This window comes from Paludifilum halophilum, from assembly GCF_002245355.1.
GTDB classification, from domain to species: domain Bacteria; phylum Bacillota; class Bacilli; order Thermoactinomycetales; family DSM-45169; genus Paludifilum; species Paludifilum halophilum.
On sequence record NZ_NOWF01000005.1, the window covers coordinates 283477 to 304586 of the forward strand.

A 21110-nucleotide genomic window follows, 5' to 3' on the forward strand; every position below is an offset into this window, starting at 1 on the left:
TCGCTTGAGAAATGTGTCGTGGTAAAGGCGGCCAGAGATAAGGAATACGTGTTTGCAACCCCGCTTCCGGATGGGAGCGGGGGTTGTAGTTATTTTGGATGGGTAGGATAGCAAAAGTCGCTTTGGCCGAACACGACTCCCTTTTCACTATCTAGTTTCTGGATAATCAACAGACCTATATCCGAAATTTTTTCCAAATGACACGTCCTTAATCACCGAGAAACTTCCGTTTAAAAGCTTCCCGATTTCCCCGGAATGCGTTTATGTCTACATAACCATCTATTTCATTGATTCTTCCTCTGTTACTGTATTGCCAGATCAACCAGCTGCGGTTTTCCAGGTTTGGATGTTTATAAATATCCCTAATCCAGAGATCATATTCCTTGAAATGGCCTTTCACATAGGTTTCATATGTATCGTAAGTGACGTAGAAAATAGGTTTTTTCTCATACTGTTCCATTTTCATCGACAGTTTCCGCATGAAATGCAGTCGAAATTAGCAAATGACCCCGAATTTAATATACAAACCATTGGTGTTGTTTTAAATTATTATGCTGGAAAAGAGTATCATAGGGATTTTTCTGATCTAACCAAGGAGCAGCAGAAGAAAGTTGTTGGTAAGTATAACGCCGAGGACCCTGCCAAACAAAAGAAGTACTCGGATTATGTTTATGAATATCGCGATCCACTTAAAGAAATTCTCAAATAACGATTTTCAAATGATAAAGGTTGGGATGGACTTTGAAAAAAAAAGAGTTGATTATTTCAGTTGTGATTTTTGGCATTTTGGCCTCGTTAATCACTTATTATCTGTTGAGTGGAGGCAAAACTCTTAATGTCCAAATTCCAGATGAACAAAACAGCGCTAAGGAATTAGTTCAGCTTGCTAAGCCTTATGTGGATGATTATTGGGAGGATCGAAAATATTATGTTGGAAAAATAACCATGGAGTTAGACAAAAATCACGAGGGCGAAGTAAAAATATGGTATAAGGATGATCGAGGCAAGCGAACAGGGGAAGTTGCTAATATCCTAACCGTATCCATTGATACCCGCAAGAATAAAATCCTTGCAATCACCGAACAGCCCAGTGATTCTAAAATTGAACCGGGAATCATTCATATTGACAAGTGGAAGGTAGATAGTACTGGAATTATGAACATCGTAAAGGAAGCGTTTAAAGACGAAAGCGACTTTGATTATACGGATATTTCTATACATGGAATGGATTATTATGGAGGTGATAAAGAGGTGTGGGATACGGTTATTTTCGATGACAAACACTCAAAAGCATATAATTTGACCCTTGATCCTTATACAGGAGAAGTATTGGCTAAGGAAATAAAGGATTATTAGAATATACTTATATAGGATATACCCCCTCCTTAAAATTGCGGGTTGGACGAAGTAGTAAGCCCGCTTCCTCGATGAAAAGCCCAATCAAACAACCTTTTCCCATTCTTAAGCGCCGTTGGATCAACGGCGCTTTTTGGATCAACCCGTGATTAAATCTTCTGTATGACGGATGATAAAATTCCGAATCGTTTCCGCCGCTTGTTCCGGGGTGGCCAAGTCATCGGCGTCAAACGAATACCGGCCTTTGCGCTCGTCCAGGTCCATCGCATCGGCGAACATGCCTGTGAGACCGGAGGTTTTTTTGTCCAATTCAAAAAAACCGCTGACCGATTGATGGGTAAGATCCGTCTGATAGGAAAAGACCACTTCGTCAAACTGTCCGCGCAGCCATGTGGTCGGCTGAAATTGAATGATCTGTAGACGGTTTCGTTTTTTTCCTGTATAACCTTCCATATACGGGACGAATCCCAGATGGTGAAAACCTTCCAAGAAATTCTTTTGCAGTCCGGAGGGGTAAACGTCTACAAAATCGCGGTCTTGAGAGTCGATTCCCGATTGGATCTCAAGATTCGTCTGGAAATAATACTGAGTAGTGACGGAAGAAACGGGGATGTATTCGGGACAGACAAACGAAAAAGGAAATTCTTTGGTTTCATCAGGGTGAACGGTAAACGTTTCCCGGGAGACGGGGATTCGTGCCACGGTTTCGTGGACGTGAACCGTGTCGTCGTCTTTTTCAAAACGGGAGGCGAGGCAAAAATCGACGGTCAGACCTTCGATTTGCTGTTCCACCTTCCCTCCCTGCAACGTGATCGTCCCTTCGGCGGCTTCTCCCATGGTGATCGCGTCTTGATTCAGGACCAGGTCGATTCTTGCCGCGCCGACTCCGATTGAAGCCAGGATTGATTGAAACAAATTCTTTTCTCCTTTCCTGTGGAATGTCTATATCTTACCATAATAACCAGCAGGACGGTCCTCCTTTCTGACGGATTCGGTCCTTGATAGGTTCCTTTTCTCGAAACCGAGCCGCTCTGGAAACGCAATCATTCTCCCGCCCCGAATCGGAGGTTTTGATGTTCGGTTTCATCCAATAATATAAGACAAGGAGGTCTTTTTTGCAGTAATCTGTTACTGTTCAGCGGGTTTCATTTTCACACAGGTGTAACAGAAACGCCATGACGGGCTCTTATAATGGCGGCGGAATTTACGCCATAATGGTTACGGAAGAGATTTCGGACAAAAAGGATGAACGATACAAAGCGGAGGATTGGAGGGAATTCGGTGGGTGACAAAAAAACTTTTTGGCGCAACCTTCTGGTTTCCGCCGTGATTGTGGCGGCAGTGGCGGGGGCTGTCATCACGGGTCTCGGTAAAGAGAATGCCAAGGAGCAATCGACGTCCCCCGATGCAAAAACAGCGGCGACATCCGATTCCGAACAGGGAGGTTCGGATCGGGAAGGGGATGAATCCAACCAACCGACCGGGGGAGAGGCAAAGCCGGCTGAGGGTTTTGAAGCTCCCGACTTTACACTGAAAACCCTGGATGGAAAAACCGTCACTCTGTCGGACAATGACGGTAAACCGTCGATTATCAACGTGTGGGCCTCCTGGTGTCCCCCCTGTAAAAAGGAAATGCCCCTTCTTCAAAAAGCCTACAAAAAATACGGAGATCAAGTGAACTTCCATATGGTCAACTTGACAATTCAAGATAACAAGGAAAAAATGGAATCATACCTGGAAGAAAAGGAGTTTACCTTCCCCGTTTTACTGGACGAGACCGGGGAAATCGTGGAAAGCTATGGCGTCGTGGGCATTCCCCAAACCTATGCAGTCGATGAAAAAGGGAAAGTGATTCGGCATATCCAGGGCGAGATGAGCGAAAAACAACTGGAAGAGTTGATGAAGGAACTAACTTCCTAGTGCCCCATCTGGGAACCAAGTTGGGAGGGTGGTAGGTGGGCGTAGATCCTTTGCGTTTTTTGCAAGAGATCGGAGACGGCCTACCAGCCCGACCGCCCCCAGCAAGGGATCAAACAGATCAAGGTTGCCTGAAGGGGCACTAGAGGCGTTAGCGCTTCGATCATGGCCCGGAGGAAGGAGGAAGTCGCATGTCGGATATCAGTTTATGGCTGGCCTTCGGAGCGGGGGTACTCTCTTTTATCTCGCCCTGTTGCCTGCCTTTGTATCCTTCATATCTGTCCTATATTACCGGTGTATCGGTCAGCCAGTTGCAGGAGACTTCACAGTCCTTTGAAATGAGAAAAGCGACGATGTTGCACACGTTGTTCTTCATTTTGGGTTTTTCTTTAATCTTTTTCGCCATGGGATTTTCCGTCAGTTGGATCGGTCAATGGTTTAGTCAGTATCAGGATACGATCCGCATGCTGGGCGGTGTGCTGGTTGCGGTGATGGGCCTGTTTTTGCTGGGCATTTTTCAACCGCAGTTTATGATGAGAGAAAAACGGTTGGATATCGGAAAAAAACGATGGGGATATCTGGGCTCCTCCCTGATCGGATTGGGATTTGCTGCAGGGTGGACCCCCTGTCTCGGTCCGATCTTGATTTCGGTGTTGGCTGTGGCCTCGGCCAATCCCGCCGCCGGGTTGGGTTATATCACCGCCTATACCTTGGGTTTTGCCATCCCCTTCTTTGTGATGGCTTTTTTCCTGGGGCGGACCCGCTGGATCCTGAAATACTCCCATCGGCTGATGAAGGTGGGTGGTGCCATGATGGTGGTGATCGGAGCCCTTCTTTATTTTGATCAGATGACGATCATCACCGTTTGGCTGACCGATCTGTTCGGCGGTTTTCAGGGCGTTTAAAAGGCCCTGGACACCTCCGCAATAGATGGATCGGAAGCCATTGCTAGTGCCCCATCTGGTGACTAAGTTGGGAGGGTGGTAGGCCGGCGTAGATCCTTTGCGTTTTTTGCAGGAGATCGGAGACGGCCTACCAGCCCGAACACCCCCAGTAAAGAATCAAAAGATCAAAGTTTCTGAAGGAACTAGGACTACTGTAACATGGCGGGAGAAAGAAAGAAACTTGCGAGATTAAAAGGGTGAATCGATGAATAAACAAATGCGATACTGGATCCGGCGTATTCTTCTTGTTGTCATGGCGGGAATGGTCGCGTTCGCCCTGTATCAGACCATCAGCGGAAAGCAATCCAAGAGCCCCGAGGTCGGAGAAAAAGCTCCCGACTTTGAACTGAAGACACTGGATGGGGAAACGATGAAGTTGAGCGATCTGCGGGGACAAGCGGTTCTGATCAATTTTTGGGCGACGTGGTGTGAACCTTGTCGCGATGAGATGCCCGCCATTCAGAACGTGTACGATCGATATAAAGAGCAGGGATTTGAGGTGGTGGCCGTCAATATTGCCGAGGCGCCTGTTTCTGTCCGGGGATTCGCCCGTCAGCTGGAGCTGGATTTTCCGATCCTGTTGGACCGGGATCGCAAAGTGACCAACCAGTACGATATCGGACCGATTCCCTCTTCTTTGTTGATCGATCAAGAAGGAAAAGTGGTTCGAAAGCACTCCGGTCAGATGCAGGAAAAACAGATTGAAGGATATGTGCGGGAGGCTCTGGCCCGATAAGGACGGGCCTTTCTTATTTCGACAAGATAAAATGCGTGTTATCATATAGGTATGGAATGAATTCGATGGGAGGTCGGCTGAGGTGAAAAGGTATACCGATGTGGAAGCCGTAGAATTGAGCCGGATGTATGATGAACGACACATGGACTATGTCTTTGTCGATGTCCGTACAGATGAGGAGTATAACGCGGGGCATATACCCGGAGCGATCCATATTCCCCATGATGAGATGGAGGAGAGAGCGTCGGAATTGGAGTCACGAAAAGGGGAGGATATTCTTCTCATCTGCCGGAGTGGTCGACGCAGCGTCATCGCGGCCAACATATTGGCGGATCAAGGATTTTCCCGTTTGTTCAATTTGAAGGGAGGCATGTTGGAATGGAACGGTCCCGTGGAGAAATAAACCGGGAATCTTCGGTGGACCCCTGGCCGGAACCGGCGGATCGAATCACCGATCTAGTGGGACAGACGCCGCTGGTTCGGTTGAATCGCCTGACCGGACCGGAGGACGCCGAGGTTTATGTAAAGTTGGAGTATTTTAATCCGGGCGGAAGTGTCAAGGACCGGACGGCTCTCAACATGATCCGGGCGGCGGAAGAAGCGGGCGAATTAAAGCCGGGCTCCACCATTGTGGAACCTACGAGCGGTAACACAGGCATCGGACTGGCCCTGGTGGGTTCAGCCAAAGGGTATCGGACAATCCTGGTCATGCCGGATACGATGAGCAGAGAGCGGATTAATATCTTGAAAGCGTACGGGGCGGAAGTGGTCCTGTCTCCCGGAGGGGAGCGGATGCCCGGGGCGATTCGGAAAGCGGAGGAGATGATGAACCGGATTCCCGATTCTTTTATGCCTCTGCAATTTGAAAACCCGTCCAACCCCGAAGTCCACCGCCGGACGACGGGCCCGGAGATCCTGGAGCAGACCGGGGGGGCCTTGGATGCCTTCGTCACCACGGCCGGAACCGGCGGGACCGTGACCGGAACGGGGGAATTTTTGCGGGAGAAGATTCCCGGTATTTTCATCTCTGTGGTTGAGCCTGAAGGATCTCCGGTTTTAGCTGGCGGAAATCCCGGTTCCCATAAGATCCCCGGAACGAGTCCCGGATTTATTCCTCCCATCCTGAACCAGGAAATCTATGATGAAATCATGCACGTCACTGACGAGGACGCGGCGGAAACGGCACGGAAAATGGCGAGATTGGAAGGGATTCTGATCGGCCCTTCTTCCGGTGCATCGGTTTGGACGGCTTTAAAGGTGGCCCGCCGCCTCGGTCAGGGAAAACGAGTGGTCTGTATGGCTCCGGACACCGGAGAGCGTTACCTCACGACGGATCTGTTCGCCTAGGACCGGAGGGTGGATGGATGATGAATCCGTTGATTCGGTACATGGTCGACGAGATGGATGCCGCTCCGGAAAAAGCGATCCCCTTTCGCCGTTACATGGAGTTGGCCCTCTATCACCCCCGCTGGGGTTATTACCGAAGGGAAAGGCCCAAGGTCGGGCGGAAAGGGGACTTTTACACCAGCCCGTATGTGGGTGACACCTTTGGTTTTTCCATCGGACGGGTCATCAGTGATATGCAAAAAGTCTTTCCACCGGAAAAACCGTGGTCGGTGGTGGAAATGGGGGCCGGAGAAGGACGTCTGGCGGAACAGATCCTTCATTTCTTACACGGTCAGGGGGTCGATCCCCATCGTTTTTGTTATTATCTGATGGAAACCAGTCCCTACCACCGGGAAATACAACGTTCCCGGCTAACCGGGTGTTCTCTCCCTATCGATTGGATCGATCGATGGGACGAGATTCCCCGGGGAACCCCTTCTATCCTGATCAGCAACGAGTTGGTGGATGCTTTACCCGTTCACCGGGTGCGAATGGATGAAAATGGAGAGCTCTCGGAGATTTATGTCGGTTGGGATGAAATCGAGGAGCGATTGACAGAGCGGGAAGGCCCCCTTACCCGATCGTCACTGTCGGACTATTTCAGCGAGATGGGTTGGCGATTGGAGAAAGGGGCGACGGCGGAGGTGAATCTGGAGGCTGAGAGCTGGATCAAGGAGTTGGCGGATTGGCTGGATATAGGGTTTGTCCTCACCGTCGATTACGGAGGAACGGTTGAGGAGCTCTCCTTGCCCGCCCGGAGGGAGGGAACCCTTCGCGGCTATCGAGATCACCGGCTTTGCACGGATATTTATCAAAGGCCGGGGGAGACGGATCTGACCAGTCACGTGAACTTCACCGCTTTACAACGGTGGGGGAGGGAGGCCGGTTTGCACAACCTCCTTTATACCACCCAGCCTCGTTTTTTGATCCAAGCGGGGATTTTGGAAGAACTCACCTCTCATGAAAACCCGGACCCCTTTAGCTCCGAAGCTCGCCGAAACCGTCATATCAGGCAATTGATTGAACCCGGCGGCATGGGAGATGCCTTTCGGGTGCTGATCCAGTCGAAAGGGGTAGAGAACCCTTCTCTGCGGGTGCTGGAGGAACTCTCCTTTTAAACCTTACCATCTTCACAAAAAAAGCTCCCGAAAAGGGAGCTTTTTGTACGTCGCCGGTTTTTCAACCGACCTGAAAATAAGACCAGTAGACGATGCCGATAAACGCAAGTACCATATACCCGCCGAACAACAGCATGTAAGTACGTTCGGTGTAGTTCATGTAACCCAATACAGCAAATATCACCGCTTGCAGGAAGAACAAACCGGCTAAAATATTCATCGTGCCCGCCATAAACATCAAGGCGATGACCAGGCACCAAAAACCCAATACGCGAAACATGCGATCCATATGTAGCCAACTCCTTTTAGCCCTCTGAAATCGACGCTCGGGTGACGGGAGCGGGCCTCCGCTTTTCCGATGGCGGTAGCCCTTCTGCCGTTCGCGGGTCGGCTTTCCCGATGGAAAACCGTTTGTGTCATCACTTATTATACCGCCGGTCAAAACGGGGAGCAAGCGTTAGTAGTTTGTGTCAAGAAACGGTCAGGAATTCACGGAAGAAAGAAACAGGGAGGCTTAACGGATGAAAACGATCAAAACCGAACGGGAGGCAGGAACGGGCTGGATCATCTTCCACCGTCCCCAGGTGAGAAACGCAGTGAATACCCGCATGATGGAGGAGTTGGAGTTTCAGCTGGATCGCTGGCGGGAGGATGACGAAGTGAAGGCGTTAGTCTTTGCGGGGGATGAGCGGACGTTTGTTTCCGGCGGGGATTTGGATGAGTTTCACCGGTTGACGACCCGGGAGCAAGTGTACCCGGTGATGCGCCGGATGGGAAGCATCCTGGAACAGTTGCGTAATTTCGGTAAGCCGACCATCGCCGCCGTTGAAGGGGCCGCTGTCGGTGGAGGATGCGAGATCGCGGCCAGCTGTAATTTTCGCTTGGCGTCGGAGAAGGCGGTATTTGGCTTTATTCAGTCTCGGCTGGGAATTACCACCGGATGGGGCGGAGGTTCTCGACTGTTGGAGGATCTCCCCCGGGGAGAGGCTTTGTATTTGCTTTTGTCCGGGGAAAAGGTGAGTGCAGAGTGGATGTTTCGTCGGGGGTGGATACATCGGGTGTTTCCCGCCGCTTCCTTTCACCGGGAGGTCCGTCGGTTTGTGAAACAGTTGACGGATTGCTCTTTACCAGTCATACGCGCCTATCTGGACATCGATCAAGCACGAAGGGAAGGTGCCGGAGAAGGAGAGCTTGTGGATATGGAAAGCGACTATTGCTCAAAATTGTGGGAATCGGAAGAACACACTCAGGCCGTCAAAGGGTTTCTCAATCGAAGAAAGGAGAAAAAGAATTAGACTATGGTCATGATCAAGCAGGCCCCTGTAAAGGGGCTGTTTTTACTGCTGGGGGATGGACGTATATCGGAAAGGGGATTCGGTTATAAAAATTACTAGTTACATATACTACGGTTTATAGCAAACGCATACAGATAGAACGAAACGAAGTTGACGTGGATTCGGTGTGATCTACGGATTGGAGGTTTCCCACTTATGGCTGTAAAAAGGCAAGATGCTTGGACACCGGATGATGATCTGATTTTGGCAGAAGTCACCCTTCGCCACATTCGTGAAGGGAGCACTCAGTTGAATGCTTTTGAAGAGGTCGCGGAGAAACTGGGACGAACACCCGCTGCCTGCGGGTTCCGTTGGAATAGTCTCGTTCGCAAAAAATATGAAGCGGCGATCCAGATCGCTAAATCCCAGCGTCAGAAGAGGAGTCAGGAGCGCGGGTCTCACTCCCGAATGCGAGTGGAGGAAGGTCTCAGCCTGGGCCAGGATCGCGGAAGTTCGCTGGATGCTATCATCCGTTATCTGCGTCAGCATAAAGCGGAAGTGGCGGAGATGAGGAAACGGCAGGCAGAGCTGGAGAAGGAGATTGAGGAACAGGAGGAGCAAATTCAAACCCTGTCCAGAGAGAACGATGAGATGAAAAGCCGCCTTAGTCATGTGCAAACGGATTATCGGGTTGTTAATGACGATTACAAAGCTTTAATTCAGATCATGGATCGCGCCCGAAAACTGGCTCTCTTGGATGAAGAGGAAGCCGAGGAGTCCGTTAATAAATCCAAATTTCGAATGGAATCCAACGGAAATCTGGAACGGATCGATTGACAAGGGTCAGTAAGGAACCCGCCCTGGACCCAGGGCGGGTTCCGCTGCTTGGATGGAACGGATTCAGCGTTGGAGCTGGACTCCCGAGGGGATCCAAACATACGGGTTTTCGCCGCGATCCCTGACGGGGTTGTAGTTGACGGGCTGAAAACCCATTTTCAACCAAAACTCGTCGGAACGGCAACGGGCGTTGGTTTTGATTGGAAGGCCGAGGCTTTTGGCGTAGGTGACCAAGGCGGTTCCGAAGTCCCGCTCGCGAAATTGCGGAAGGACTTCCAGCTTCCAGAGTTCAAAGTAATCCTGGGGTGGATCGAAATAGCGGTCATATTTTCCATCAATCCGGTATAAACTGATGCGAGCCACCAGTTTGCCGTCCACGTAGATTCCGTAAAAGGGTGAATTGCTGTCATTTTCAATGATATTGGCTTGCAAGTCTTCCAGCATGGACAATTCCTGCAATCCGTACTCGCGGAATTTTTGGAACTCTTCCAAAGTCTTATAGTTAATCTTTAACCGTTCCACTTTCGGTTCGTTCATCGATCAGCCGCTCCTTTCCCAGACCATCCACCGTAAACGGTTTTCTCTTTTATTATACATGATGGAGACTTTTTTGCCCAACGGGATTGAATAGTGCGGAACGACACCCTCACTCAACATATGGTTGATTAACCACATCTGACTACGTTGATACGAAAATAACTTGACGGCAGGGGCAGGATTCCGGGCAAAATTTGTCGAATGATTCTTATGGATCTCACAATTGAGGCTCGTCTCCAAAATCAAGAGCCGAACCGGGAGATCCCTTTCTACGTCCGGCGTGTAAGCGCCGAGATTCAAACAGAGAGATGCGAGGTGGATGATGAATATTCGAAAGGTATTGATTGCCAACCGAGGGGAAATCGCTCGTCGGATTGCCAAGACGTGCCGGGGGCAAGGGATCGGTGTTGTCGCCGTTTATTCCGAGGCGGACGAAGATCTTCCCTTCGTCAAGGAAGCGGATGAGGCGGTATGCATCGGGCCCGCACCTGTCGCTCAGAGTTATTTGAATATCGAGGCGATACTGAAAGCAGCCAAAGATTCCGGGGCCGACGCGGTTCATCCGGGTTACGGCCTGCTGTCGGAAAATGCGACTTTTGCCAGGCGGGTGAAAGAGGAGGGGTTTGTCTTTATCGGCCCCCATCCGGAAGTGGTGGATCGTATGGGGGATAAAGTGACAGCGCGCCGAGTGATGGAGGAAGCGGGCGTTCCAGTGGTTCCCGGGACGGTCGGAGGTGTCGACACCCTGGAAGAGGCCGCGGAAGAGGCGGACCGCATCGGGTATCCCGTCATGCTGAAGGCGAGTGCCGGAGGAGGCGGGATCGGCATGCACGTTCTCGATTCAGAGCAAGAATTGCAGAAGGCTTTTTCCTCGGCTCAGGGGCGTTCGAAAGCCTATTTCGGTGACGGAAAGCTGTTTTTGGAGCGTTTTATTCCTTCGCCGCGCCATGTGGAGGTTCAGGTATTGGCGGATTCCCGGGGGAATACCGTTCATCTGTTTGAACGGGAATGCTCCATTCAGCGAAGGAATCAGAAGGTGGTGGAAGAGAGTTTATCCCCTTCCATCTCCGGGGACACCCGCCATCGGTTACACGAAGCAGCGGTAAAGGCGGCTCGGGCTGTCGGTTACACCGGGGCGGGTACCGTAGAGTTCCTGGTGGATCCCGACGAAAATTTTTATTTTCTGGAGATGAACACTCGGCTGCAGGTGGAGCATCCGGCGACGGAAATGATCACCGGGTTGGACTTAGTCGCTTTACAGCTGGATGTTGCCGCCGGAGAAGAGCTTCCCTTCGACCAGACCGAGGTGCAGGCCGCGGGACACGCTATCGAATTCCGGATTTACGCTGAGGATCCGGTGCGTTATTTGCCTTCGCCGGGAACGATCCACAGATTCAGCGTACCCCGGGGAGAGGGGGTCCGAGTCGACGCCGGTGTCGAAGAGGGAAATCAGGTGACCCCTTATTATGATCCGATGATTGCCAAATGCATTGTCGCCGGAAAAGATCGGGAAGAAGCCCTCGCCCGAAGCCGGAAGGCCCTGGCTTCCTTCGAGGTGGAAGGCATTCGGAGCAATCTCCCCTTACACAGAGAGATCCTGGACCATCCGGATTTTATTCGCGGCCAATACGATACGGCTTTTTTGGAACGGATCAACCGGAAGGAGTGAAAAATGATGAAAACCGTTCAATCAACGATGGCGGGTACCGTGCTTGAAATTCTGGTCGGTAACGGAGACCGGGTGGAAGCCGGGCAGGATGTAGCGATCCTGGAATCGATGAAAATGGAGGTGCCGGTGCAGGCGGAAGAAACGGGAATAGTCGCCTCCGTCAAGACGGAGGTCGGCGCTTTTGTCAGCGACGGGGACGTCTTGATCGAGTTGAAGGATGAGTAAGGTGAACCGTTGTTGGGAAAGGGGGCTCCGACATTGACTGAGATCAAGCTTGTGGAAGTGGGATTGAGAGACGGATTGCAGAATGAAGACAAGATTCTTTCCACCTCCGTCAAGAAAAAAGCGGCGGAAATGTTGATCCGGGCCGGTTTGAAGGAGTTGGAGGTTACCTCCTTTGTTCATCCCCGGTGGGTGCCGCAGTTGTCCGATGCTCGGGAACTGGCGGAATCCCTTCCCCAGGAGGAAGAAGTTTGTTATCGAGCTCTGATCCCCAACCGCAAGGGGCTTGAACGGGCGTTGGACACCCCGGTGCAGGAGTTTGCCGTTTTTCTTTCCGCCAGCGAAACTCACAATCGGAAAAATATCAACAAAAGCATTGAGGAGACATTTCCCGTCCTGGAAGAAGTGACTGATCTGGCCGCGTCCAGGGGGAAGCGGGTGCGGGGATATGTGTCGACGGTATTCGGCTGTCCCTATGAGGGAGAAGTTCCCTTGGAGAATACAGCGGCGATCTGTGAACGTCTTTTTGAAATGGGCGTTTACGAGATTTCCCTGGGGGATACCATCGGTGTGGCCACTCCCCGTGAAGTAAAGGAGAAATTGAAAGCCCTTACAGGATGGTTTTCCGCGGACCGATTGGCCGGTCATTTCCATGATACGAGGGGAACGGCTCTGGTCAACGCCTATGTTTGCCTGGAACAGGGAGTGACCACGCTGGACTGCGCTTTCGGCGGACTGGGCGGATGTCCTTATGCCCCCGGGGCATCTGGAAACGCAGCCACCGAAGATTTGGTTTATATGTTGGAGGGGATGGGAGTACGGACCGGTGTCAATCTGGAAGCTTTGTGCGAGGTGAGCCGGATGATCCAGACAGAGCTGGATAAACCGTTGCCTTCAAAAGTGTTGCAAAGCGAGATTGCTGTCGCAGAGAAAAAGAAGGGGGAGAATGCAGATTGAATGTGATTGAATGGGAGCGGAGAGAAGGCATATCGATCATCACATTGAACCGCCCGGAAGTCCACAATGCGTTAAACCTCCCGGCTCTGGAGGAATTGCGCCGCGTGGCGGAAGAGCTGGTCCATTCCAAAGCCACGCGGGTGGTCGTGATCACGGGAGCCGGCGAAAAAGCGTTTTGTGCCGGGGCGGATTTAAAGGAACGGCGGGGTTTTACCGAGGACCAGGTGCGCCGGTATATCTATACGATCCGGGAGACCTTTAACGCTGTTGCCCGCCTGCCGAAACCGGTGATTGCCGCCGTCAACGGTGCCGCTCTGGGCGGAGGGATGGAGTTGGCATTGGCCTGTGACATTCGCCTTGCCGACGAACACGCTGTATTCGGGCTGACGGAAACGTCTTTGGGTATCATCCCCGGGGCCGGAGGGACTCAGCGGCTGAGCCGATTGATCGGTAAAGCCAAGGCGAAGGAGCTGATCTTTACAGCCCGGCGCGTAACCGCTCAGGAAGCGATGGAGTTCGACATGCTCAACCGAGTGGTGACCGGCGGGGAAGTGATGAAGGAAGCACTGGAAATGGCCTCCGTGATGAACGAAAACGCCCCTCTGGCCTTGTCCCAGGCCAAACAAGCCATCGATTACGGATTTGAGACGGATTTGCAGACCGGATTGGCTATGGAGACAAAGGCTTATGAAATGCTGATCCCGACGAAGGATCGTCTGGAAGGGCTGAACGCTTTTAAGGAGAAAAGAAAACCGATTTATTTGGGGGAATAGCCTCGAGGAGGAGGTAAATCATGCGGGAAACGACGGTAAAAGGCTTGACGGAGCGGGTGGAGAGAATCAGACGAGGCGGCGCTCCGAAATATCACGAGCGCCAGGCGGAACAGAACAAGCTGTTTGTGCGCCGCCGCCTGGAACTCCTGTTTGATGACGGGTTTCAGTTGGAGGACGGGCTCTTTGCCAATGGTATGGATGAATCCCTGCCCGCCGACGGTGTTGTGACAGCGATCGGAAAGATCCATGGCCGGACGGCTTGTGTCATGGCCAACGATTCAACGGTGAAAGCCGGTTCTTGGGGAGCCCGTACGGTGGAGAAGATCATCCGTATCCAGGAAACTGCGGAAAAGATGAAGGTTCCCTTGATCTATCTAGTGGATTCGGCGGGGGCCCGGATTACCGATCAAATCGAGATGTTTCCGGGGCGTCGAGGAGCCGGGCGAATTTTTCACAATCAAGTGAGGCTTTCCGGTGTGATTCCCCAGGTTTGTATCCTGTTCGGCCCTTCTGCGGCAGGAGGAGCTTATATCCCGGCGTTTTGCGATAACGTGATCATGGTGGACAAAAACGCCAGTATGTATCTGGGATCTCCCCGAATGGCCGAAATGGTGATCGGTGAGAAAGTTTCCCTGGAGGAAATGGGCGGTGCCCGGATGCATTGCAGTGTCAGCGGATGCGGGGATGTGCTGGCGGCGGATGAAGAAGAGGCGATCGCTTCCGCCCGAAGATATCTGAGTTATTTTCCCTCCAATTATGAGGAATGTCCGAAAGTGATCGAAGGAAAGGAACCTTCCGAAGGGGCCAAGCCGATCTCCGAGATCGTTCCCGACAATCAGAATACCCCCTTTGACATGATGGAGCTGATCGACTCGCTAGTGGATGAGGGGTCTTTTTACGAGATCAAAAAGCTTTTCGCGCGGGAATTAATTACCGGTTTGGCTCGGCTGGACGGTCGGCCGGTCGGCATTATTGCCAATCAGTCCAAAGTAAAGGGCGGCGTTCTTTTCGTCGATTCTGCCGATAAGGCCGCCCGATTCATCACCCTGTGCGACGCTTTTCGAATCCCCATCCTCTTCCTGGCGGATGTTCCCGGGTTTATGATTGGAACGCAGACGGAAAGGGCGGGGATGATCCGGCACGGGGCCAAGATGATCGCCGCAATGTCTGAAGCCACGGTTCCCAAGATTTCCATCATCGTTCGGAAAGCCTACGGGGCCGGCTTATACGCCATGGCCGGACCTGCCTTCGAACCAGACTGCTGTCTGGCTCTGCCCACGGCCCAGATTGCGGTAATGGGCCCGGAAGCCGCGGTAAACGCTGTCTACAGCAACAAGATTGTGCAGTTGGAAGGGGCCGAAAAGGCGAAGTTCATTCAGGAAAAAAGAAAAGAATATCAAGAAGATATCGATATATACCGCCTCGCTTCAGAATTGATCGTGGACGGGATTGTTGCGCCCCGGGATTTGCGCAGAGAGCTGATCGGGCGATATGAAGCCTATGCGGATCAAGAGAGGGTGTTTAGTCACCGCAGACATCCTGTTTATCCGGTGTAACGGATGAAACGGAACGGTTCCCATCGCGGGGTACCCGTGAGCTAGTCGATACTCCGGCGATTCCCCTCCTGATAGGGGGATCGTTTTTTTATGGATATTGAATGGAGTTGTTTTCCTTTGGTTATAAAAGGGTACAGAAACGGCAGGGCTTTTGGACCGATTTCACGACTGGTAGAATGGATGGGATGATATGGACAGCGGGAGGGGTGGAGGATGCGTATTGCGGTGTGGGGGGCCGGTGCAGTGGGTTTGCTGTGGAGCGTCCGGCTGTTCCGGGAGTATCCGGAGCTCCGGTTGATCACTCGGACGAAGGAACAAAGAGACCGAATTGAAGAGGAGGGAGTCCGTTTTACCGGATTGGACGGACGAACGGAAACCTTCCGCATCCCTGTATGTTGGGCCGAACAAGTATCCGGTCCCTTCGACCTTATGCTGGTGACGGTCAAACAGACGGATTTGCCCGGGGTGGCCCGGCGGTTCGGGGCAATTTGCTCCCCGTCGGTCCCCGTGTTATTGTGGCAAAATGGAATGGAACACGAGGAATGTTGGCGACGAGAGGGAGGAGGAGGGGCTCTTTATCGGGCAGTGAATACGGAGGGCGCGCTTCGGCGAGATTCGATCCATGTTTGCCAGACTGGATCCGGGAAGGCTTGGGTCGGCCCGTTTTCCGAGACAGTGCCTTCACCGGCATTGAAACGTTGGGTTGAACAGTGTTCCAATCGGGGATTTCCCATCCTTTTCACCCGGGAGATTGACACCCGCGCCTGGGAAAAGCTGGCGGTCAATAGTGTCATTAACCCTCTAACTGCTCTGCTGGGAATCACCAACGGTCGATTAACGGCTTGGGATTCCTTCCCTCCGCTGATGGAGGCGATTTTGGAGGAAACAGCCGGTGTTGCCGCTCACGCCGGAGTGACACTGGATGTTCGAGAGCTGCGGGAAAAGGTGTTGCAGGTGTGTGAGCAGACCGCATCCAACGCTTCTTCCATGTTGGTGGACTTGAGGAGAGGACGACCGACGGAGATTGATGCCATTAACGGGGCGGTCATCCGCATGGGAAAGAAATTCGGAGTATCGACTCCCGTCCATACGGCTCTGCACATCCTGGTCCGCACGGTAGAGGAAAAAGAGGCGGAATCTTAAATAGCGACACTGGAAGAGGGATCTTCCCAAACATGGTATAATCCATCTGGGTGGGGAAGCCCGGGACATTCCCCCGGGGATGACGGGTTCATCAATGGGAGGCGATGGTATGCCTTTTCGGAAAAACCTGTCGCTGGACGCTTTTATAATCGCCATCTTTATCGGCGCCTTGGATATTTGCATCGTCGCGCCATCTTTGACGGTCATCGCGGCGGATCTGGGCTTTCCGGTACGGTGGGTGATTTGGGTGATCGCCCTGCACCTGGCGGTGTTCGTCCTGGCTCTGCCTCTGATGGAGACCTGGGGCGTGCGGTTCGGCTGGAGAGAGTGGTTCTTCGTTGCACTCTTTTTGTATGGGGCGGGCTCATTCATCGCCGGTGGAAGCACCACTTGGACGGCCTTGATGGCAGGGAGGGTGATTCAAGCTCTGGGGGCCGGAGGTGTGGTTCCCCAGCTTTCCGCGGAGATTCGCCGATTGTCCGAGAATCGGCGCAAAGGTTGGCGTGTGGCTGTTCACGGCGTTCTGGCGGCACTTTTAATCGCTCTTCCCCTTTATTCGTCAGCGGTCACGCACTTTTTCAGCTGGCGATGGATTTTTTGGACGAAAATACCGGCTGTTTTGGTGGTAGCCATTCTCACTTTTCGCTTGGCGCGGGGAGGACGTTTTCGTTCGAAGCCGTACCAAGTACACGGCGTCTTTTATTTCGGTGCCATCCTTCTGTCAGCGATGGTTGCCGTTTCTCAGCTGGATCCTTCCCTGGGATGGGCGGCCTTAATCGATCCTTCCGTCCTTCCTTTTGCGGTCTTGGTGATCGGGTTGCCGGTTTTGATGTTTATGGCGGACCGACAGTCCAGCCGCCCTTTTTTCGCCTCCCAGCTGTTTACGGATATCCGGCTCGTCGGGTTGCACACGGTCGTCGCTCTGGCCGGTTGCACCTGGGCAGCTGCCGTGTTGGTTCCCGGCTGGATGGTGGAGGTTTTTCAGCAACCGCCCGGTTCCGGCGGGCCCTTCTTATCCATTGTCGCCGCCTCGGCCTGGTTGTCGCTTCCCTTAGCTCGTTGGACCACCCGGTACTGGGGATATCAGGGAGTGTTGGCCGTCGGTTTTTTTGCCACCGCTTTCGCCTATTTCACTCTGGCGTTGGCCTTGGAACCTGTTCCGTTGATAGCCGTGTTGATTGTACTCGGTTTCGGAATCAGCTTTACCTTGACCGCTCCCGTCCATGAGTTGTTATTCGGCGTTGTCCCTTACAGACAGGTGAAAAACGGCTTGATGGTGATCGGCATGTTCCGGGCGGCAGGCGGTGCGCTGGGTTTGATATTGATCGGCCTTTCTTTTCATCGGGCACCGGCTTTCACCGGATGGATCGCGTCTGCTCAGGGGCTGCCGGCGCTGTGGAGTATGGGGTATCAAATGGGTATGTTGACGGTGTCCGGTGTTTCCGTTGTCGGTTTGATCTTGTCTCTGACACTTCCATCGCCGGGTGAAGATCCTGCGGAGACAGAAGGGGAGAGGGGATGAATTTTCCCCCTGAATCCTTTTTCTGCTATACTGAGTTAGATCGAGTGAGGAGAATGAGGTTGCGAATGAAAATCGAGGATGTTTATTTGGATCCGGGGAATCCTCTGCTGAGGGATTTCTTCGATTCCTTCGATCGAGTAACCGATTACTATACTTATAATCCCGGTGACGAGGTCAGCTTCGCAACCCGGGCCGAATACCTGGAGCGAAGGGAGGATCCCTTTCCCCGCAGGCGGCTGACTGAAATCTTACACGCTTTTCATTCCGAAGAGCTTTACCATTCGGCTGTCGCGTTCAATATCGAGCGATTGGAGCGTCCGGACAGTGTGGCCATTGTCGGGGGACAACAGGCGGGAATCCTCACCGGTCCTCTATATACCATTTATAAAGCGATAACTCTGATCCAGCTGGCCCGGCGGGAAGAAGAGCGTCTCGGTCGCCCGGTGGTTCCCGTCTTCTGGATCGCGGGTGAAGATCACGATTGGCAGGAAGTGAATCACATCTTTGTCCCGGGAGAGAAGAAGCCGATTAAACACCCTTTGACGATAGAGGAGAACAATGATTCCGTCGGCCGGACGAGGATCGATCCCGTCGCCTTGTCGCGATGGATCGATGAATTGAATGAGTTGCTCCCGGATACGGAGCATAAAAAAGAAGTTCTCGACGGTATCAGCGAACTTTCCCGAGAAGCTACCACTTGGTCCCGCCACTTTGCCCGTTTTTTGCACCGGTTTTTCGGCCGGTACGGGTTGGTTCAGATCGATTCCTCGGATCCTTCCCTGCGCCGGTTGGAAGTTCCTTTCTTTCAATGGTTGTTGGAATCCAGTGATAAGGTCAACGAAACGGTCATCCGAACGGGGGAGCGGATGGAAGCCCGGGGTTACTCCCGGCAGGTGGATTTGCAACCGAACAAGGTGAATCTCTTGATCCGGATCAATGGGGAACGGCGGGCCTTGTTTCGGGAGGGGAATCTTTTTCGAACCCGGGAAGGGGATTTGAGCTGGTCCCTGGGTGAACTGAAGGATCATCTCCGTCAAAATCCCGAGGATTTCACCAACAATGTCGTGACCCGACCCTTGATGCAAGAGTATCTTTTTCCTACTTTGGCGACGGTGGTCGGCCCGGGGGAAATCGCCTACTGGGGTCTTTTGAAAGAGGCTTTTGCGATGGCGGGAATGGAGATGCCGGTTTTGTATCCGCGAATCAGCCTGACGTTGGTCGACGCTCGATGCCGGAAAGAAATGCGTCGCTACGGTCTCACCTTTGACGATGTTCTACACCGCCTGAAAGAAAAAAGGGAGTCCTGGTTGCAACGCAGGTTCCAGGTGGATGTGGAGGACTTGTTTTCCCGTACACGAGTCCGGTTGGATGAAATCTACACCCCTTTGATCGCTGAAATGTCCCGGTTACGCCGGGATCTGGAGGGAGTGGGTGAGAGCGGACGGCGACAGGCTATCCGCCAAGTGGACGAGTTGGAAAAGAGAACCCGTAAAGCCCTTTACGAACGAGGGGAAACGGATATCCGCCGATTCGACATCCTGGAAAATCGTCTTCATCCTTTCGGTCTCCTTCAGGAGCGGGTTTACAACATCACCCCCGTTTGGAATCGATTCGGTGAGGAATGGGTCGATCAACTGATTCACGCTCCGCTTCTTTCCCATCAAAGTCACCGGATCGTCCATTTGTAAAACTGGGTGAAGGACCTTCTCGTTCCTCGGGAACGGGCGGCTTTCATATCATAGATGATTGCATACAGACACAGAGGAGGATGCACATGAGTTCCACAATGGACAGCGTGGTACGAGACATGAGCTTGGCTCCGCAGGGGCGGCTGAAGATGGATTGGGCACGCCAACACATGCCGGTGCTGAACCGGATTCGCGAAATGTTTATCGCCGAAAAACCCTTGGCCGGACAACGTGTGGCCATTTCCCTCCACCTGGAAGCGAAGACGGCCTGTCTGGCCGAGCTGTTGCGGGATGCTGGGGCTCAGGTGGCGATTACCGGGAGCAACCCTTTGTCCACGAAGGATGATGTAGCGGCCGCCCTCGCCGAATCGGGGGTGACGGTATTCGCCAAATATCACCCGACGCCGGAGGAATACGATGAGCATCTGATGATGACATTGGAAACCCGTCCCGACCTGATTATCGACGACGGCGGAGACTTGGTCAGCATCCTTCACAGCGAACGTCCCGACCTGATGGAGCAGGTGAAAGGGGGATGTGAGGAGACGACGACGGGTATTTTGCGCTTGAGGGCCATGGAACGATCCAAAGAACTGAAACTCCCGATGATTGCCGTTAACGATGCCTATTCCAAATTTCTGTTCGATAACCGTTACGGCACCGGTCAGTCCGTCTGGGACGGCATCAACAAAGCGACGAACCTGGTAGTGGCCGGCAAGACGGTGGTTGTCGTCGGATACGGCTGGTGCGGACGGGGTGTCGCTATGCGCGCCGAAGGCCTGGGTGCCCGGGTCGTGGTGACGGAAGTGGATCCGATTAAAGCGACGGAAGCCCATATGGATGGCTACACTGTCATGCCGATGTCTGAGGCGGTTCAAGCGGGAGACGTGTTCGTGACAACCACCGGAAACAAAAAGGTAATCTCCGGCAAACACTTTGACCGGATGAAAGACGGGGTTCTGATGGCCAACGCCGGACACTTCGATGTCGAGATCGATAAGGTGAGCCTGGAGGATATGGCTGTCAACAAGAGAGTCGTCCGCAAAGATATCACGGAATATGAAATGGAAGACGGTCGCAAACTACACCTGCTCTGCGACGGGCGATTGGTGAACCTGGTGGCCGGTGACGGTCATCCGGCGGAGATTATGGATATGACCTTCGCCTTGCAAACCCTTTGCCTGATGTATGTCAATGAAAACCACGATCGGATCGGGCGGCACGTTCTGGATGTGCCTTACCATATCGATGAACAAGTGGCCATTTACAAACTGGAATCCTTGGGGATTCAGATCGATGATTTGACTAAAGAACAGGAAGAATATCTGGCCAGCTGGAGACTGTAACGGATTTTCCAAAAAAAAGAGGAATCGTAAAAATCCTGCACTTCAGTGCAGGATTTTTCAGTATGCCTGTGGTATAATTTACAGTGTGGTGGAAAGTGGAGGGAAGTGGGGAATTGAGGGGAGTATGGG

22 protein-coding genes are annotated in these 21110 nt (G+C 52.6%); 18 read left to right on the top strand and 4 right to left on the bottom strand.

The features are described from left to right. Positions 1–208: 208 nt before the first annotated feature. A complete protein-coding gene (locus CHM34_RS10270) occupies positions 209–481 on the bottom strand; it encodes a GH25 family lysozyme (RefSeq protein WP_094264498.1) in 273 nt (90 codons plus the stop codon). A 260-nt stretch (positions 482–741) separates the two neighbouring features. Here CHM34_RS10270 and CHM34_RS10280 point away from each other — a divergent pair, with 260 nt between their 5' ends. After that, positions 742–1356, top strand: a complete 615-nt coding sequence (locus CHM34_RS10280; protein ID WP_094264500.1) for a hypothetical protein — start codon at positions 742–744, stop codon at positions 1354–1356. Between the two features lie 138 nt (positions 1357–1494). On the opposite strand, the gene CHM34_RS10285 is transcribed toward CHM34_RS10280, so the two are convergent. Further along, on the bottom strand, positions 1495–2271 hold the full coding sequence (locus CHM34_RS10285; protein ID WP_094264501.1) for a sporulation protein: 777 nt from the start codon (positions 2269–2271) through the stop codon (positions 1495–1497). Between the two features lie 366 nt (positions 2272–2637). Here CHM34_RS10285 and CHM34_RS10290 point away from each other — a divergent pair, with 366 nt between their 5' ends. From CHM34_RS10290 to CHM34_RS10315, 6 genes are all read left to right on the top strand, one after another. Further along, positions 2638–3276 (top strand): TlpA family protein disulfide reductase, encoded by a 639-nt coding sequence (locus CHM34_RS10290; RefSeq protein WP_169713689.1) that lies wholly within the window; start codon positions 2638–2640, stop codon positions 3274–3276. Between the two features lie 188 nt (positions 3277–3464). Beyond that, complete coding sequence (locus tag CHM34_RS10295) at positions 3465–4178, top strand: cytochrome c biogenesis CcdA family protein (RefSeq protein WP_094264503.1); 714 nt, start codon at positions 3465–3467, stop codon at positions 4176–4178. A 244-nt stretch (positions 4179–4422) separates the two neighbouring features. Beyond that, entirely contained in the window at positions 4423–4953 is a 531-nt protein-coding gene (gene resA / locus CHM34_RS10300; RefSeq protein WP_094264504.1) for a thiol-disulfide oxidoreductase ResA, read from the top strand. 82 nt (positions 4954–5035) lie between these two features. Beyond that, on the top strand, positions 5036–5356 hold the full coding sequence (locus tag CHM34_RS10305; RefSeq protein WP_240511963.1) for a rhodanese-like domain-containing protein: 321 nt from the start codon (positions 5036–5038) through the stop codon (positions 5354–5356). Continuing rightward, complete coding sequence (gene cysK / locus CHM34_RS10310) at positions 5332–6300, top strand: cysteine synthase A (RefSeq protein ID WP_094264505.1); 969 nt, start codon at positions 5332–5334, stop codon at positions 6298–6300. Before CHM34_RS10305 ends, cysK begins: the two co-directional genes overlap by 25 nt. A gap of 20 nt (positions 6301–6320) precedes the next feature. Next, positions 6321–7457 carry a class I SAM-dependent methyltransferase gene (locus CHM34_RS10315; RefSeq protein ID WP_169713690.1) on the top strand — a complete coding sequence of 379 codons (1137 nt, stop codon included), beginning with the start codon at positions 6321–6323 and terminating at the stop codon, positions 7455–7457. Positions 7458–7518: 61 nt separating this feature from the next. Here the strand turns inward: CHM34_RS10315 and CHM34_RS10320 are convergent, their stop codons facing one another. After that, entirely contained in the window at positions 7519–7746 is a 228-nt protein-coding gene (locus CHM34_RS10320) for a DUF2626 family protein (protein WP_094264507.1), read from the bottom strand. Between the two features lie 232 nt (positions 7747–7978). On the opposite strand from CHM34_RS10320, the gene CHM34_RS10325 reads away from it, so the two are divergent. Together CHM34_RS10325 and CHM34_RS10330 are read left to right on the top strand one after the other, a co-directional pair. Beyond that, the gene (locus tag CHM34_RS10325) at positions 7979–8752 is read left to right on the top strand and encodes an enoyl-CoA hydratase/isomerase family protein (RefSeq protein ID WP_094264508.1); all 774 of its coding nucleotides are present in this window, start codon (positions 7979–7981) and stop codon (positions 8750–8752) included. A gap of 195 nt (positions 8753–8947) precedes the next feature. Beyond that, the gene (locus tag CHM34_RS10330) at positions 8948–9568 is read left to right on the top strand and encodes an RsfA family transcriptional regulator (protein ID WP_094264509.1); all 621 of its coding nucleotides are present in this window, start codon (positions 8948–8950) and stop codon (positions 9566–9568) included. Positions 9569–9631: 63 nt separating this feature from the next. Here CHM34_RS10330 and CHM34_RS10335 read toward each other — a convergent pair whose 3' ends face one another. Then, on the bottom strand, positions 9632–10105 hold the full coding sequence (locus CHM34_RS10335; RefSeq protein WP_094264510.1) for an N-acetyltransferase: 474 nt from the start codon (positions 10103–10105) through the stop codon (positions 9632–9634). Between the two features lie 328 nt (positions 10106–10433). Between CHM34_RS10335 and CHM34_RS10340 the strand changes: the two genes are divergently transcribed. The 9 genes from CHM34_RS10340 to CHM34_RS10380 all read left to right on the top strand — a co-directional run bounded on the left by CHM34_RS10340 (position 10434) and on the right by CHM34_RS10380 (position 20981). Continuing rightward, positions 10434–11774, top strand: a complete 1341-nt coding sequence (locus CHM34_RS10340; protein WP_094264548.1) for an acetyl-CoA carboxylase biotin carboxylase subunit — start codon at positions 10434–10436, stop codon at positions 11772–11774. A 6-nt stretch (positions 11775–11780) separates the two neighbouring features. Further along, positions 11781–11999, top strand: a complete 219-nt coding sequence (locus tag CHM34_RS10345; protein WP_094264549.1) for an acetyl-CoA carboxylase biotin carboxyl carrier protein subunit — start codon at positions 11781–11783, stop codon at positions 11997–11999. Between the two features lie 33 nt (positions 12000–12032). Continuing rightward, entirely contained in the window at positions 12033–12953 is a 921-nt protein-coding gene (locus CHM34_RS10350; RefSeq protein WP_240511964.1) for a hydroxymethylglutaryl-CoA lyase, read from the top strand. Beyond that, on the top strand, positions 12950–13726 hold the full coding sequence (locus tag CHM34_RS10355) for an enoyl-CoA hydratase (RefSeq protein ID WP_094264511.1): 777 nt from the start codon (positions 12950–12952) through the stop codon (positions 13724–13726). The genes CHM34_RS10350 and CHM34_RS10355 overlap by 4 nt, the downstream gene beginning before the upstream one ends. Before the next feature lie 20 nt (positions 13727–13746). Then, entirely contained in the window at positions 13747–15282 is a 1536-nt protein-coding gene (locus tag CHM34_RS10360) for an acyl-CoA carboxylase subunit beta (protein ID WP_094264512.1), read from the top strand. Positions 15283–15495: 213 nt separating this feature from the next. Then, the gene (locus tag CHM34_RS10365) at positions 15496–16425 is read left to right on the top strand and encodes a ketopantoate reductase family protein (protein ID WP_094264513.1); all 930 of its coding nucleotides are present in this window, start codon (positions 15496–15498) and stop codon (positions 16423–16425) included. A gap of 109 nt (positions 16426–16534) precedes the next feature. Further along, entirely contained in the window at positions 16535–17947 is a 1413-nt protein-coding gene (locus CHM34_RS10370; RefSeq protein ID WP_169713691.1) for an MFS transporter, read from the top strand. Positions 17948–18012: 65 nt separating this feature from the next. After that, complete coding sequence (gene bshC, locus CHM34_RS10375; RefSeq protein ID WP_240511973.1) at positions 18013–19635, top strand: bacillithiol biosynthesis cysteine-adding enzyme BshC; 1623 nt, start codon at positions 18013–18015, stop codon at positions 19633–19635. An 86-nt stretch (positions 19636–19721) separates the two neighbouring features. Next, entirely contained in the window at positions 19722–20981 is a 1260-nt protein-coding gene (locus CHM34_RS10380) for an adenosylhomocysteinase (RefSeq protein WP_439116321.1), read from the top strand. Positions 20982–21110: the final 129 nt, after the last annotated feature.